Below are 14,769 nucleotides of genomic sequence, written 5' to 3'. Positions count from 1 at the left end.
GAATCGTCATGTAAGGCGTCTACTAGTGGAATCAGCCTGGAGTTATCGATATCAACCATCCGTTAAAGGGGAATTACAAAAGAGACAAAATGGACAATCGCCAACGATTCAAGCAATATCCTGGAAAGCCCAAAACCGGCTTCACAAGAAATATTTTCGATTATTATCAAGAGGCAAAGAAAGTGGCAAAGCCATAACCGCAGTGGCAAGAGAATTAGCAGGTTTTATTTGGGCTATTACTCAAGAGCTAGAGGAAGTACGTTAGGTTTAACGTTTTTAGTTTTTCAAATCTCTATACATTTTTAAGAAGAAATAGATGAATGAGAATAGGGCTCGAAGGCAAAGAGAAAAACCGGAAAGGAAAACCCACGTGCCTCCTCTGTGCTAGATCTATTTAGATTAACGCACGTCACGAGTTAGTGGATACGTCCTTTATACGGAAAGATAAAATGTGTGAACCCACGAATATCAGAGCGCTAACCGCAGTTAAGAGATTTGCCTTCGTGCCGTGTTCTTATCTTCTATACCAAACCAAAAAGAGGAAGGAGTAAAGAAAACACCCTCTTTAGCTTAAAGGAGTGTCTCACTTCATAGAATGGCAGTCAAGGAAAGCACTTGACAGCCATTCTATGAAGTGAGAAGTGGTCAGTAAGCTAAAGAAGGAGCTATTCTAGCCAGAATTGGCTAAATACCAAACAAAATCAAGAAGCCGGATTTAGCTTCTCTTCTTAGAGTTGGGTAAAAATAAATCAAAACCTGGTGTAGAGTGGGAGCCTTGACAGTTTCGTTCATATCAGGAGGCTTCCCGGCACGCCCGCGGAAAGCGAAGTGCCTGGAGCGCCAATCAACAGACCTGTTTAAAAGCCTATACACCAATAATAATATATTAAATTAACGCGGTGAATTATTGAAATAAATGAATAAAATAAGAGGCTGCTGAAAGTTATTCGACAGCCTGAGCGAAGGAATAAACCTTCGTTTTTATTTTTCAAATAATCACGGTCTGGGCATCATAGATATGAAGGAATCTTAATAACGGGTGCATATTATTGGACTGAAAAGCTGTCAGACTGTTATGATTTAGGGAATCTAACAAAAAAGCATATCTTCAATCGGAGGCGTTGAATTTGAAAAATTTAGAGTCAATGGAGCAATTTGAACAACTTCGTGACGGATCAAAAACGATCTTTATGTTTTCAGCAAAATGGTGCGGGGATTGCCGCTTTATCGAACCTGTCCTGCCAGAAATAGAAGCAAAATTTACTGAATTTACGTTTATTCATGTTGACCGTGATCAATTTATTGATTTATGCCAACAAGTGGACGTATATGGAATTCCGAGCTTTATCGCCTATGAAAACGGAAAAGAGCTTGGCCGCTTTGTAAGTAAAGACCGTAAAACACAAGAAGAAATCGAAGCTTTTATTTCCGATTTAAAATAATCGAAATAGAAATCCCCTATCTTTTGAGATGGGGGATTTTTTCATGTACAATAAGATACACAGCTACTAGAAATGGTGGGTTTATTATGAAAATGGATAGCAAAAAAATGCGGCGTGAATTAGAAGCGCGCTTATCTGGAAAAGACAGAGTGATTTCCTATGACCGTGAAAAAGATCAGCTCCGAATCGAGAGTGAATTAGTCGGTAAAGGAATTACGGTTTCATTACCAGGAATCATAGCTAAATGGAATATAGAAAAAGAAAAGGCAATTGATGAAATAGTTTATTATGTCGAAGAAGGGCTTCGGGCTATGGAGGATCCTATTCAGTTAACGGATCATGAGAAAAAAATCTTTCCTGTCATTCGCTCCTCGTCCTTTCCAGCTGAAGCGGAGGAAGGAATCCCATTCTTGATTGACGAACATACCGCAGAAACTAAGATTTATTATGCCTATGATATGGGGAAAACCTATCGTTTGATTGACGCGGGAATCATGGAAAAAGAGAGATGGGAAGCCAGCAGGATTAAGGAAATTGCCTTATTTAATATAAGATCACTTTCAACTCCACTAAAAGAGGATCAGGTGGCCGGGAACATCTTTTATTTTCTTAACACCAACGATGGATATGATGCCAGCAGGATATTAAATAAGGGATTCCTCAGTGATATAGAGAAGCGGATCAAGGGGAAAATGGTGCTTGCTGTTCCTCACCAGGATGTGTTAATTATAGCAGATATTCGTAATGACAGGGGCTATGATGTCATTGCCCAGATGGCGATGAGCTTTTTCGCAAACGGACGGGTGCCGATTACAGCTTTGTCATTTTACTATGAGGATGGGGAATTAGAACCGATTTTTATTTTAGGAAAAAATAAATAAAAATAAAGAGAAAGAGGATCACATTAAAAAGTGGTCTTTTTTCATGAAAACATTCCGTATATATCCAAATGGAACATATATTTCGACTCATTCTAAAGAATTATCTCGAAAAAATATTAATTACTGATAAAATAGAATGATAGATAAAGCAGAAAGAGTGATAGTTTTGAGTTGGATCCAAAACTTTTTTCAAAAGTTTAAAAAAGATGAAGAAGAATATAACGATTACATTATACATAATCATAACCCGGATAGCCTTCTACCTAACAGTCAAAATGAAAGTCTTAAGGATTTAGATACGAGAATTTCCTATCAATACCCAAAAGGAGGTAAACATCCATCTCGTCCACCAAAGACCCTTAAAAAGGAAATGCAGGAAAGTTTACCCCAAAAAAGGCCAGAAAGGCCCTCTGAAAAACGAAGGAAGACAGAAAAACCTGAAGTACCACCTGTAAAAAAAGAAATACCTAAAAAAATGAAAGAATTTTCACCAAGAGTACGCGGACCGTTTCATCCCACTGAAATTCCTTCGCCAGTTTTTGGATTTAACAGACCTAAAAAGACGGACGCAATTGTAGAGCATGAATTGAGCCACTTTTTAGATGATGATTTTAATAATCAGCTTGACCAGCTAGATGTGGCTGAAGAGGTATTAATTGAAACTGGGCATACAAAGCCATTTACCGCAACAAAGACCATACCGGAAACGGAATTTGAAACTCCAGTTGCGGCAACAGAGATCATACTGGAAACGGAGCTTGAAACTACAGTTACGGAAACAAAGACCATACCGGAAACGGAATTTGAAACTTTAATTATGGCGACGGAGACCATAGCTGGAACTGAACTCGTAACCCCAGTTGCTGAAATAGAAATATTATCTGAAACAGACCTTCTACCTCAAGTTGAAAAAGAAGTTGATGTTTTTGTGAATAACCCCGTAAGCGAGCAAGAAGAGGTGGTTATGGAAGTTTCAACATCTCCTTTAATGAAAGAAATCTTTCCGGCTAAAGAAACTTCACTTGGAGAAATAAAAAACGATATTGAGCACACTGAAGTAATGGAAGCGACTGTTCCTGAACCTGAACCATCTGCACCAAAACGTTCGCGTCTACCTTTCAATGTGATGATGTTAAAGCAGGATAAACAAAAATGGGAAGAAAAAAACCGAAAAATGGAGCTTGAAAAGCAGCCAGCACAATCAGCGCAGAAAAAGCTAACAGACACAATTTATCCAGTTAATGAACCAACAGCAAATAGAGAAGAAATCCAGGAAGATGGATTATATGTACTTCCAAAAACTAATTTGTTAAACCCGCCTGTAACAGAGATAAGGGATCAAGACTGGTTACAAGAACAAGAAGAACTTTTAAACCAAACATTACAAAACTTTAACGTCGGTGCAAGTGTAGTTAATGTGACACAAGGCCCGTCCGTCACCCGCTTTGAGGTGCAGCCTGAGCCGGGCGTAAAAGTAAACAAAATAACAAACTTAAGCGATGATATTAAATTAAGTCTGGCGGCACGGGATATTAGGATTGAAGCTCCAATCCCCGGAAAACATACCATTGGGATTGAAGTGCCAAATCAAAAATCAAGGCCAGTGTTGATAAACGAAATTATACAGTCCGATGTTTTTCATGAGTCTGCATCGCCGTTAACGGCTGTGCTTGGACTTGATATCGCAGGAAACCCAATTGTTACCGACCTAAAAAAAATGCCCCATGGATTAATTGCTGGTGCAACAGGGTCAGGAAAAAGTGTATGTATTAACTCTATTTTGGTCAGCTTGTTATATAAGGCCCGTCCAGAAGATTTGAAGTTGCTGCTTATTGATCCTAAAATGGTAGAACTTGCCCCATATAACCGCATTCCACACCTCGTTGCCCCGGTTATTACTGACGTAAAGGCTGCAACAGCTGCATTAAAATGGGCTGTTGACGAAATGGAACGGAGATACGAGCTTTTTGCTCACACTGGTGTTCGGGACATCAATCGATTCAATGAACTGGCAATGCAGCATAAACGTTATTCTGATCAGCTTCCGTTTATTGTCATTATCATCGATGAATTAGCTGACTTAATGATGATGTCGCCGGCAGACGTAGAAGAAGCGATTTGCCGGATTGCTCAAAAAGCAAGAGCTTGCGGTATTCATCTTATTGTTGCAACTCAGAGACCATCTGTTGACGTTATAACAGGGCTTATTAAGGCCAATATTCCAACCCGGATTGCCTTTTCGGTTTCTTCACAGGTGGATTCTCGCACGATTATAGATATTAGTGGGGCAGAAAAATTGCTTGGCCGCGGTGATATGCTATTTTTGGAAAATGGTTCATCGAAACCTGTCCGCTTGCAGGGAACGTTTGTATCAGATGAAGAAATTGATCTTGTCGTTGCCCATGTTAGAGAGCAAAGGGAGCCTGAGTACTTGTTTGAGCAAGAGGAACTGCTTAAAAAGGCGCAAGTATCCGATGATGAAGATGAACTTTTTTATGAGGCCTGTGAATTTATTGTTGACCAGGGTGGTGCTTCCACCTCCAGCTTACAAAGGCGCTTTAAAATCGGCTATAACCGAGCGGCTAGGTTAATGGATATGCTCGAGCAAAACGGATATATTTCAAGTGCTAATGGAAGCAAGCCGCGTGACGTATTAATAACCGAGGCTGATTTGGAGTCTATTCAAGAATAGGACATTTTTGTAAGTTTTTGTATTCTTTGTTTACAGGGATAAAAAATAAAATCGACATAAAGGGAGAATGTAAGCCGCAAATAGTTTTTACAAAAGAATAATGGTATAATAATTAAATGATTTTTATTAATGAATAATAAATCTATAACGGTTAGAGATTCTCAAGACAATTAGCAAATACAGACAGATGTCATATACTGTTTTACAGTATTACGTTTGGTTGGAGGTTCTTCAATGACTATTTACCATTTTGTAGGTATTAAGGGGTCTGGAATGAGTGCGCTCGCACAGGTTCTACATGATATGAAGTTTCAGGTGCAAGGCTCCGATGTCGAAAAACACTTTTTTACCCAGGATGCACTTGAAAAATCAGGGATCACTATCCTTCCCTTTCAAAAGGAAAATATCAAGCCAGGATTGACTATTATTGCAGGAAATGCGTTTCCTGATACCCATGAAGAAATTCAAGAGGCAATGAAGCTTGGCCTTCCTATTGTACGGTACCATCGCTTTTTAGGCGATTTTATGCAAAACTTTATTAGCATAGCTATTACTGGTGCACACGGAAAAACATCCACTACAGGCTTGCTTGCACATACAATAGCAGGTGCGAAACCTACATCCTTTTTAATCGGTGACGGAACAGGTAAAGGTGAAGAAGGTGCAGAGTATTTTGTATTTGAAGCTTGTGAATACAGAAGACATTTCTTATCGTACTTTCCGGACTATGCCATTATGACAAACATCGATTTTGATCACCCTGATTATTTTGCCAATATTGATGATGTATTTTCGGCCTTTCAAGAGATGGCTGTCCAAGTGAAAAAAGGAATATTTGCTTATGGGGATGACGAACACCTGCAAAAAATCCAAGCGAAGGTTCCGGTGTTATTTTATGGGTTTGGCGAGGAAAATGATTACCAGGCTAAAAACCTTGTGAAAACAACCCATGGGACGAGTTTTGATGTCTTTATTCGTAATACCTTCTATAATACATTTTCCATACCGACGTTCGGCGACCATAGTGTGTTAAATGCACTTGCGGTCATTGGTTTATGTCATTACGAAGAAATTGATGTAGAGATCGTGAAGGAACTTTTGCAAACGTTCCAAGGTGTAAAAAGAAGATTCTCTGAAAAAAGCATCGGTTCACAAATCTTAATTGATGATTATGCCCATCATCCAACTGAAATTAAAGCAACCATCGAGGCGGCCAAACAGAAATATCCTGACCGGAAGATAATTGCGGTATTCCAGCCACATACATTCACGCGGACGCAAGCGTTTTTAGAGGATTTTGCTGTAAGTTTAAGACTGGCAGATAAAGCATTTTTATGTGAGATTTTTGGATCAGCCAGGGAAAACCATGGTAAGCTGACGATAAAAGACTTACAAGATAAAGTTGCTGGGTCTGAAATCATATCAGAAGAAAATACTTTCGTATTAAACGAATATTCCAACAGTGTCATTATTTTTATGGGTGCAGGTGACATCCAAAAATTTCAGGAATCGTACGAAAAACAAATATCATAAAAAAGAAAGGATGCCATCATGGAAGTTGGCATCCTTTCTTTTTACTTAAGATTTTCCGGGTTCAGTACCTCTAATTCAGGTAAAACGAACAAACCATCTTTACGGATTAATACATCATCAAAATAGATTTCCCCGCCGCCGTACTCCGGACGCTGGATATTTACCATATCCCAATGGATATTGGAATGGTTATCATTAAAGGCATCATCATAACACTGCCCAGGAGTGAAGTGGAAACTGCCACAAATTTTTTCATCAAATAAAATGTCTTGCATTGGATTGAGAATAAATGGATTTACCCCAATAGCGAATTCCCCAACATAGCGGGCCCCTTCGTCTGTATCAAAGATTTTATTAATACGGCTTGAATCATTAGACTCTGCTTCGACAATCTTTCCATCTTTAAATGTTAGCTTCACATTTTCAAAGGTAAATCCTTGGTATGGGGATGGAGTATTATATGTGATTACCCCGTTAACCGAATTACGCACAGGAGCAGTGTAAACTTCCCCATCAGGAATATTTAATCTGCCGGCACATTTAATCGCTGGAATATCCTTAATCGAGAAGCTGAGGTCTGTTCCAGGACCAGTAATGCGCACTTTGTCTGTTCGGTTCATCAATTCCACAAGGCTGTCCATCGCTTGATCCATTTTACTGTAATCCAAGTTACATACATCAAAGTAAAAGTTTTCAAATGCCTCTGTACTCATTTTTGCTAATTGAGCCATGTTTGAGGTTGGATATCTAAGAACAACCCATTTGGTTTTTGGAACGCGGATATCACGGTGAACTTTTTTGCCAATGGTATTACCGTGGATTTTCATTTTATCATCAGGGACATCTGCATGCTCATTGATGTTATCACCTGAGCGGAGACCTATGTATGCATTCATTTTCCTCATCACATTTGCTTCAAATTCAGCCATCATGCTAAATTGTTCTTCCTGTGCACCTAATAGCAATGAGCGGTCGACTTGGTGGTCTTTTAGCAGAACAAATGGGTAACCTCCTGCTGCATATGCCTCTTTGACAAGGGCAGTAACAAGTTCGCGCTGCAATCCAAAGTTTTCAATTAACACCTTTTCACCCTTTTGAAGCTGCACCGAATAATTAATTAAATTTTTAGCCAGTTTCTCAATACGAGGATCTTTCAACACAAACGCCTCCAACAAAATAAATAAAATACAATTCTATTGTACCCGAAGGATATGAGAAAGTTGAAAAAACAATGAAATTTTTAAATAATTGGCAGGAAAACAAGACAAAAATATGGAAGTAGTATAAGATAATGAGCGAGGTTTATATCCTTATTGGATGGGTAATACATAATGATAGGATTAAGGCGGAGGTGCACGATGCAAATTATTTTATACTTAAGCGTAGCCTTGATAGCAATTGCGTTTTTTGTGCTTGTCATCTATTTATCGAAAACGCTCAAATCACTTCAAGTTACACTTACAAGCGTTTCGAACACATTGACGGGATTAGAAAAACAATTGAACGGCGTTACAACGGAAACCACTTTACTTTTACAAAAAACAAATGCACTTGCTGAAGATATTCAGCAGAAAGCTGAAAGTTTAAATAGTGTGGTAGATGCTGTAAAGGATGTTGGAACAACGGTTTCCAAATTTAATGGAACACTGCAGAACATAACCAATTCAGTTGATCAGCAGGTAGAAGAGAGTAAAGAGAAAATTTCGCAAATTGTTCAATGGAGTAATATTTTCCTTGAATTAAAGGATAAGTGGCAGGCTAGAAAGCACGGAAAGAATGAATTAAATTCAAAAGAGAAACAAAGGGTTAGGGCACATTAAACAAAGGAGGTAATAAAATGTCCAGTAGAGAATATGAATCAAGAGAAACGAATCAAAACCGCAATCAGGAGTCTTCCAATAGCTTTTTATTGGGTGCACTAATTGGCGGGGTAGCCGGAGCCGCTGCTGCACTTCTTTTGGCTCCAAAGTCTGGTAAAGAGCTTCGTATTACTTTAAGTAATCAAGCAGGATCTATCATGGATAAGACAGGTCAATTTCGGGAAAATGTTATGAATAAGAGCAATGAATTCGTGTCTAAAACTTCTTCCCTTTCTCATGGAATAGTTAAACAATCCACGGGACTATTAAGTAAGGTAAAAGGAAAATCAGGAAATACAGATGAAACCGTGGAAGGATCCGAATTAACATATATTCCAATTCAAGACCCAAAAGAAAAACCAGGAGCAAAAAAATCAATTGAAATCAAATCTTTGGACAGCAATGAAATAAGGAAAAAATTAGAAGAGGCACAAAAGGCTTTTGAAGAGGAAGAAAGCAAGGTCAAAATTTAATAACTAGTAACAATTATTTGTGATAAAAACGGTGAAGTGATAAAATTACTTCACCGTTTATTTATTTTATGGTTTGCTTCTGCGCCTAGGGGCTAAAGGTCATAAGCTCCTGGTCAAGACGCTTCCGCATTTCTAACTGGAGGTTATATGAATGCTTGAAAAAATTGAATCAATTGAACAATTTGATCAAATAATTACAAATGATAGTAAATTTTATCTTTTAAAGCATAGTTTAACATGTCCCATTAGTCATGCTGCTTATAAGGAATACGAAAAATTTTCCAATAAATATCAGGATGTACCAACCTATTATTTAGCTGTTCAAAATTCACGACCGTTATCTAACGAGATCGCGGAAAGATTTCAGATTAAGCACGAGTCACCACAAGCTATTCTTTTTGCAAACGGAGAAGCATTATGGAGTGCTTCTCACTGGAAAATCACTAATCAATCTCTAGTTAGTGCAAGCAGTAAAAACCAATAAATATCAAAGAGGATGATGGGTTCATCCTCTTCATTATATAAAAAAATATTTTTATAAATAGATACATTGTGAGATGAATTACATAACATATTCTACAATATATCAGCTTACTTTAGTGCTTAAAAGCGTTTAATTAGTAAAGAAAAAATAGATGACAAAGGAAACCATTTCAGCTATAATAAAGCCTAATTATTAAAAAATTTAAAAATTATACACTTTAAGCTTGTAAATCATCAACTTATGTCAGAAAATACATCTACGCATCAAGGTGATAAATGATTTGCAAAAGGAAGGACGGGGACGAATAATGGGCAAAAATGAATTAGATCAATTGAGGACGCGAATGGATGAACTTAACTTGGAATTGTTGAGGCTAATTAACGAAAGAGCTCAGCTTGTCCAAGAGATTGGACGAGTTAAAGGTAATCAAGGGGTGTACCGATACGATCCAGTCCGAGAAAGAAAAATGCTTGAAGTAATTAAAGAGCATAACGATGGACCTTTTGAAAATACAACAATCGATCATCTTTTCAAGGAAATTTTTAAAGCAGGATTAGATTTGCAAAAAGATGATCATGAAAAAGCATTGCTTGTTTCTAGAAAGAAGAAGCCTGAAAATACAATTGTTACGTTAAAAGGTGAAAATATTGGCGATGGAAAACAGCATTTCGTGTTTGGCCCTTGTGCTGTAGAGTCATATGAGCAAGTAGCAAGTGTAGCAAAAGCTATGAAGGAAAAAGGCTTGAAGCTCCTTCGTGGCGGTGCATATAAACCAAGAACTTCTCCATATGATTTCCAAGGTTTAGGGGTAGAAGGGCTAAAAATTTTAAAACGTGTGGCAGATGAATATGATATGGCTGTCATCAGTGAGATCGTGAATCCATCTGATATTGAAATGGCCATCGACTATATTGACGTCATTCAAATTGGTGCCCGTAATATGCAGAACTTTGAATTGCTAAAAGCTGCAGGTGCGGTTAATAAGCCTGTCTTGTTAAAAAGAGGGATTTCGGCAACGATTGAGGAATTTATCAATGCCGCTGAGTATATTATGGCACAAGGAAATGGACAAATCATACTTTGTGAGCGCGGAATTAGAACATATGAACGAGCAACAAGAAATACGCTAGATATTTCAGCAGTTCCTATTTTAAAACAAGAAACACATTTGCCAGTAATGGTAGACGTTACACATTCTACAGGTAGAAGAGATTTACTGCTCCCTTGTGCGAAGGCTGCAATTGCCATCGGCGCTGATGGTGTTATGGCTGAAGTTCATCCAGATCCTGCAGTTGCCCTTTCTGATTCACAACAGCAAATGGATCTTAACCAATTTGACAAATTCTATAATGAATTGCTCGCGTCAAACTTTGTAAGAATATAAGACTAGCGGAAGCACACGTTTTATGACGTACACCATCCGCTGGATGCTGGCGCTTTAGACATTATCGAAATTCAGTGATACCTAAAAACCTTCTGCGGCATCTTTGCAGAAGGTTTTTTTGAATCAAAAAGAAATTCCCAAAAAAATATTGACAAATGCAATTGCAGCTTTACTATTCTTATCGTATCATTATTACATATTTAAGATTGTTTATGTTCTCACAAAAGAGAAAAGTTGAAGCGTCCATTTATCGACATATGGATTAGACATCATCGTATGAGATAAAAGAAACACGAAGCTAAAGTCGATTCAATGTTGACTAATTGTAAGGATGAGAGTGCTAATACATAAGTTGCTGGACGCTATAGCTAGAAAAAACAATAATGACTAAGTTTACACATGCTGTTGTAAAATAAAGAAAACAATGTAGGTTTTAGGAGAGTGTTGTAGGTGAATATCACTATTTATGATGTAGCAAGGGAAGCAAATGTATCAATGGCGACCGTTTCACGTGTAGTAAATGGAAATCCAAATGTAAAACCAGTAACCCGCAAAAAAGTGTTAGAGGTTATTGAAAGATTAGGCTATCGTCCAAATGCAGTTGCAAGAGGATTAGCTAGTAAAAAAACAACAACTGTGGGTGTCATCATTCCGGATATCTCCAATATCTTTTTTGCTGAATTAGCGCGCGGTATTGAAGATATTGCAACAATGTATAAATACAATATCATTTTAAGTAATTCCGACCAAAACAAAGAAAAGGAATTACATTTACTTAATACCATGCTTGGTAAACAAGTAGATGGAATTGTTTTTATGGGAGGAAATATTACTGCTGATCATGTTGAGGAATTTGCAAAATCACCAGTGCCAATCGTTCTTGCAGGCTCTATTGAAGAGTCGAATCAGATTCCTTCTGTAAATATTGACTATGAAAGAGCCGTTTTTGATTCTGTAAAGGAATTCATTAACAAAGGCCATAAAAATATTGCCTTTGTCGTTGGTCCGCTTCATGAACCAAAGAATGCGCAGAAAAAACTTAAAGGGTATCAACGGGCGCTTCAGGAATCCGGGCTGCCGTATAATGAAGAGTTTGTTGTTGAAGGAGATTATACGTACGACTCTGGTATAGAGGCATTCGAAAAATTATTAGAAGCTAAAGAGAGGCCAACTGCTATTTTAGTGGGTGCTGATGAAATGGCTCTAGGGGTTGTTCATGGGGCAGAGGACAAAGGATATCGTATTCCAGACGACTTTGAGGTCATCACATCAGACAATACAAGGCTGTCACTTATGGTTCGTCCCCAGCTTACAACGATAATCCAGCCATTATATGATATTGGTGCAGTTGCGATGAGGCTCTTAACCAAATTAATGAATAAAGAACAAATTGAAGAGCATATAGTTGTTCTTCCACATCGGATTGAACAGCGTCGATCGACAAAATAATAAAAAAGGCTGCCTGCGGGCAGCCTTTTTTACATCGATTCACTCTTTTGATGATTACGAATTGGGTAAAGTGCTTTTTCAAGCGTAAGTAAATTCTTTTCGGTTATCTCAGCTTTACGTGGGATTGGAGTATATAAATCAACAGGGTCATCCCATTCTTTTGACAAAATGACAGGTGATTCCTTTTGCCACTGATTGAGCCATTCCTCCGGTAAACTGCCATAACAATTTGAGTTTTCTGTCATTTCCAGCCAAATAAGTGCCCATGCCCTTGGAACCACTCGCCATATATCATAACCGCCGCCACCTACTGCAATCCACTTCCCGTTACAATATTGATGGGCAATTTCATGGGCAAGCTTAGGTATCTCTCGATAGATTTTCATTGTTGCTGATAAGTGTGTTAAGGGATCATAATAATGTGAGTCGGCACCATTTTGGGTTAGGATTACATCTGGTTTAAAAAACTCAGCAACTTCTTTAATGGATTGTGTGTAAGCATGGAGCCATGAGTCATCTTCAGTAAAGGCATCGACGGGTATATTAAAAGAATAGCCGTAGCCCTTTCCTTGACCTCGCTCATTGATGTGCCCTGTCCCAGGAAACAAATATCTTCCTGTCTCATGAATCGACAAGGTACATACATTTGGGTCATCATAGAACGACCATTGAACACCATCGCCGTGATGGGCATCCGTATCAACATATAACACGCGTGCATTGTACTTTTCCTGTAAATATTTAATGGCTACCGAGCTGTCATTATATATGCAAAATCCAGATGCTTTTCCGCGAAAGCCGTGATGCAATCCACCGCCAAGATGGAGAGCATGGAGGGCCTTACCTGTCATTACTTGATCAACTGCCGTTAATGTACCGCCAACCAATAATGAACTCGCTTCATGCATATTAGGGAAAATAGGGGTATCTTCGGTTCCCAAACCATAGTTTTCAGCTATTTCATTCTGAAGTTGTCCTTGTCCTGCTTTTTTTACTGCCTCAATGTAACTCCTATCATGGATAAGAGCTAACTCTTCTTCAGATGCCATTTTGGGGGGGATTATTTGTCCAGGATCTAGAGCATTCAATTTATTTAATAGGTCTATTGTTAGTTTAAGCCGGAATTGATTAAAAGGGTGATGAGTGCTAAATTTATAATTCAGCAGTTCTTCTGAAAATATAAAGGAGCAGTGATCACTCATAAGGATATCCCCGGCAAATTTGGCCATAAAACATGATGTCCAGCTTGTTTTAAATCCTGAATAAGAGCAGTCGGGTTCATTGTCTGCACCCTAATGACAAGAATTTTACAGTGTTCATCCGTTTTGTCAGGATATACAAGTACACTTAGAATATTTGCTTTCCGATTTTTAATAACAGTAGTAATGTCGCTAAGTTTACCAGCAAGGTTTGGAACCTTTATTTCGATTTGTGAACCGGGCTGATGTGCACCCGTTAACTCAACCATTGTTCGCAACAAATCTGTTTCTGTTACTATTCCTACCAGTTTGCGATCATTAATGATTGGAAGACAGCTGATCTTGTGCTCATAGAAAAGGCCAGCCACCTCTTCAACAAAATCGAGCGGATGCCCAGTGATGACATTTCGCTCCATTATCGCCTCTATTGGCTTTTTTAAATCTTCAGGATGTTCATTCACATGAAAAATGGAAGGAGTGGCTTCCGTTATTTTTGCCACAGTTAACAGGCCCACTAAATGCCCTTCATCATTAACGATTGGAATGTGACGGATTTTTTTTGCTTCCATTACATTCATGGCATCTGCAATTGTATCTGTCGGAAAAAGTGTCGCAACGTCTGTTTTCATAATTTCTTCTACTATCATTGGAAAATCACCCTCTATCCCGAGCAATATCAGGAAAATGATTAATACATAAACCTGTTCATAAATCTTAATCGGTCAAACTTTTGAATGGATGCCATGTCAACCCTTTTCCCCATTCGGGCCATTAGACAGTTGGCAGGATGTGAGCAAATTTCGGGGTCATCTGTGGCATACCACTCAAGACCGCCGGCATTCATCATCTTTTCCATGACCTTTCGATAATCCCAGACATTTAATTTGGTCCCTTTTAAATCCCAATGCCAATAATATTCTGTCGTGATTGTAATATAATCCTCCATCGCATCATCCATCATCGAAACAATCAGCAGGTTTTTACCAACTGAACAGCCTCTAAATTGAGGTATCACTTCAATAGCACCTAATTCGATTAAATTGTCCATTTTGCCTTCTGACCATCTTTCAAGCGGGTCGGGATAAAGATAGGTAACATAGCCAACGATTGTCTGCCGATGTCTTGCAATAATAATTCTCCCTTCCGGCAGCTCAGCAATGCCTATTAAAGCCTGATGCTGCTGTTCAGGCTGACGGAAGGCAACAAGGTCTTCATGAAATTCATAGCCAGCTAGTTTATCCGATGAAATAGGGCCTTCGATTATTAAGTTCCCATGAGGAGTCTTCAATTGTTTTGCATTGTATGTTTTATTGTGTTCCATACGGTCACCTACCTGAGAGATCGTTAGTGTTCAATTCTATTATACATAAAAT

General features: G+C 38.4%; 14 protein-coding genes. 10 read left to right on the top strand and 4 right to left on the bottom strand.

The features are described 5' to 3' along the window. Positions 1-25: 25 nt before the first annotated feature. The 5 genes from QNH20_RS20580 to murC all read left to right on the top strand — a co-directional run bounded on the left by QNH20_RS20580 (position 26) and on the right by murC (position 6,548). Positions 26-265: a hypothetical protein gene (locus QNH20_RS20580; RefSeq protein ID WP_283919827.1), complete on the top strand. Its 240-nt coding sequence runs from the start codon at positions 26-28 to the stop codon at positions 263-265. Positions 266-1,127: 862 nt separating this feature from the next. After that, a complete protein-coding gene (locus QNH20_RS20575) occupies positions 1,128-1,442 on the top strand; it encodes a thioredoxin family protein (RefSeq protein ID WP_283919826.1) in 315 nt (104 codons plus the stop codon). Positions 1,443-1,534: 92 nt separating this feature from the next. Continuing rightward, positions 1,535-2,323 carry a DUF1444 domain-containing protein gene (locus tag QNH20_RS20570; protein WP_283923463.1) on the top strand — a complete coding sequence of 263 codons (789 nt, stop codon included), beginning with the start codon at positions 1,535-1,537 and terminating at the stop codon, positions 2,321-2,323. Positions 2,324-2,489: 166 nt separating this feature from the next. Further along, positions 2,490-5,015, top strand: coding sequence for a DNA translocase FtsK (locus tag QNH20_RS20565; RefSeq protein WP_283919825.1), 2,526 nt, complete (start codon positions 2,490-2,492; stop codon positions 5,013-5,015). 234 nt (positions 5,016-5,249) lie between these two features. Beyond that, positions 5,250-6,548, top strand: coding sequence for a UDP-N-acetylmuramate--L-alanine ligase (gene murC / locus QNH20_RS20560; protein WP_283919824.1), 1,299 nt, complete (start codon positions 5,250-5,252; stop codon positions 6,546-6,548). Between the two features lie 41 nt (positions 6,549-6,589). Here murC and QNH20_RS20555 read toward each other — a convergent pair whose 3' ends face one another. Beyond that, positions 6,590-7,705, bottom strand: a complete 1,116-nt coding sequence (locus tag QNH20_RS20555; RefSeq protein WP_283919823.1) for an aminopeptidase — start codon at positions 7,703-7,705, stop codon at positions 6,590-6,592. Positions 7,706-7,906: 201 nt separating this feature from the next. Between QNH20_RS20555 and QNH20_RS20550 the strand changes: the two genes are divergently transcribed. From QNH20_RS20550 to ccpA, 5 genes are all read left to right on the top strand, one after another. Beyond that, the gene (locus QNH20_RS20550; protein WP_283919822.1) at positions 7,907-8,368 is read left to right on the top strand and encodes a DUF948 domain-containing protein; all 462 of its coding nucleotides are present in this window, start codon (positions 7,907-7,909) and stop codon (positions 8,366-8,368) included. 17 nt (positions 8,369-8,385) lie between these two features. Next, positions 8,386-8,880, top strand: a complete 495-nt coding sequence (locus QNH20_RS20545; RefSeq protein WP_283919821.1) for a YtxH domain-containing protein — start codon at positions 8,386-8,388, stop codon at positions 8,878-8,880. Positions 8,881-9,031: 151 nt separating this feature from the next. Then, the gene (gene ytxJ, locus QNH20_RS20540) at positions 9,032-9,364 is read left to right on the top strand and encodes a bacillithiol system redox-active protein YtxJ (protein WP_283919820.1); all 333 of its coding nucleotides are present in this window, start codon (positions 9,032-9,034) and stop codon (positions 9,362-9,364) included. A 307-nt stretch (positions 9,365-9,671) separates the two neighbouring features. Then, on the top strand, positions 9,672-10,748 hold the full coding sequence (locus QNH20_RS20535; protein WP_283919819.1) for a bifunctional 3-deoxy-7-phosphoheptulonate synthase/chorismate mutase: 1,077 nt from the start codon (positions 9,672-9,674) through the stop codon (positions 10,746-10,748). A 450-nt stretch (positions 10,749-11,198) separates the two neighbouring features. Continuing rightward, positions 11,199-12,197 carry a catabolite control protein A gene (gene ccpA / locus QNH20_RS20530; protein ID WP_283919818.1) on the top strand — a complete coding sequence of 333 codons (999 nt, stop codon included), beginning with the start codon at positions 11,199-11,201 and terminating at the stop codon, positions 12,195-12,197. A gap of 29 nt (positions 12,198-12,226) precedes the next feature. On the opposite strand, the gene QNH20_RS20525 is transcribed toward ccpA, so the two are convergent. Genes QNH20_RS20525 through QNH20_RS20515 form a run of 3 tightly spaced genes read right to left on the bottom strand, consistent with a single transcriptional unit; the run spans position 12,227 to position 14,717 of the window. Beyond that, positions 12,227-13,399: an acetoin utilization protein AcuC gene (locus QNH20_RS20525; protein WP_283919817.1), complete on the bottom strand. Its 1,173-nt coding sequence runs from the start codon at positions 13,397-13,399 to the stop codon at positions 12,227-12,229. Beyond that, positions 13,396-14,043 (bottom strand): acetoin utilization AcuB family protein, encoded by a 648-nt coding sequence (locus QNH20_RS20520; protein ID WP_283919816.1) that lies wholly within the window; start codon positions 14,041-14,043, stop codon positions 13,396-13,398. Before QNH20_RS20520 ends, QNH20_RS20525 begins: the two co-directional genes overlap by 4 nt. Positions 14,044-14,084: 41 nt before the next feature. Continuing rightward, on the bottom strand, positions 14,085-14,717 hold the full coding sequence (locus tag QNH20_RS20515) for a GNAT family N-acetyltransferase (protein WP_283919815.1): 633 nt from the start codon (positions 14,715-14,717) through the stop codon (positions 14,085-14,087). Positions 14,718-14,769 lie beyond the last annotated feature (52 nt).

Source organism: Neobacillus sp. WH10 (assembly GCF_030123405.1).
In the GTDB taxonomy this organism is placed as follows: domain Bacteria; phylum Bacillota; class Bacilli; order Bacillales; family Cytobacillaceae; genus Neobacillus.
Note: the sequence above shows the minus strand (reverse complement) of the source record. Positions and strands in the feature narration are given on the sequence as shown.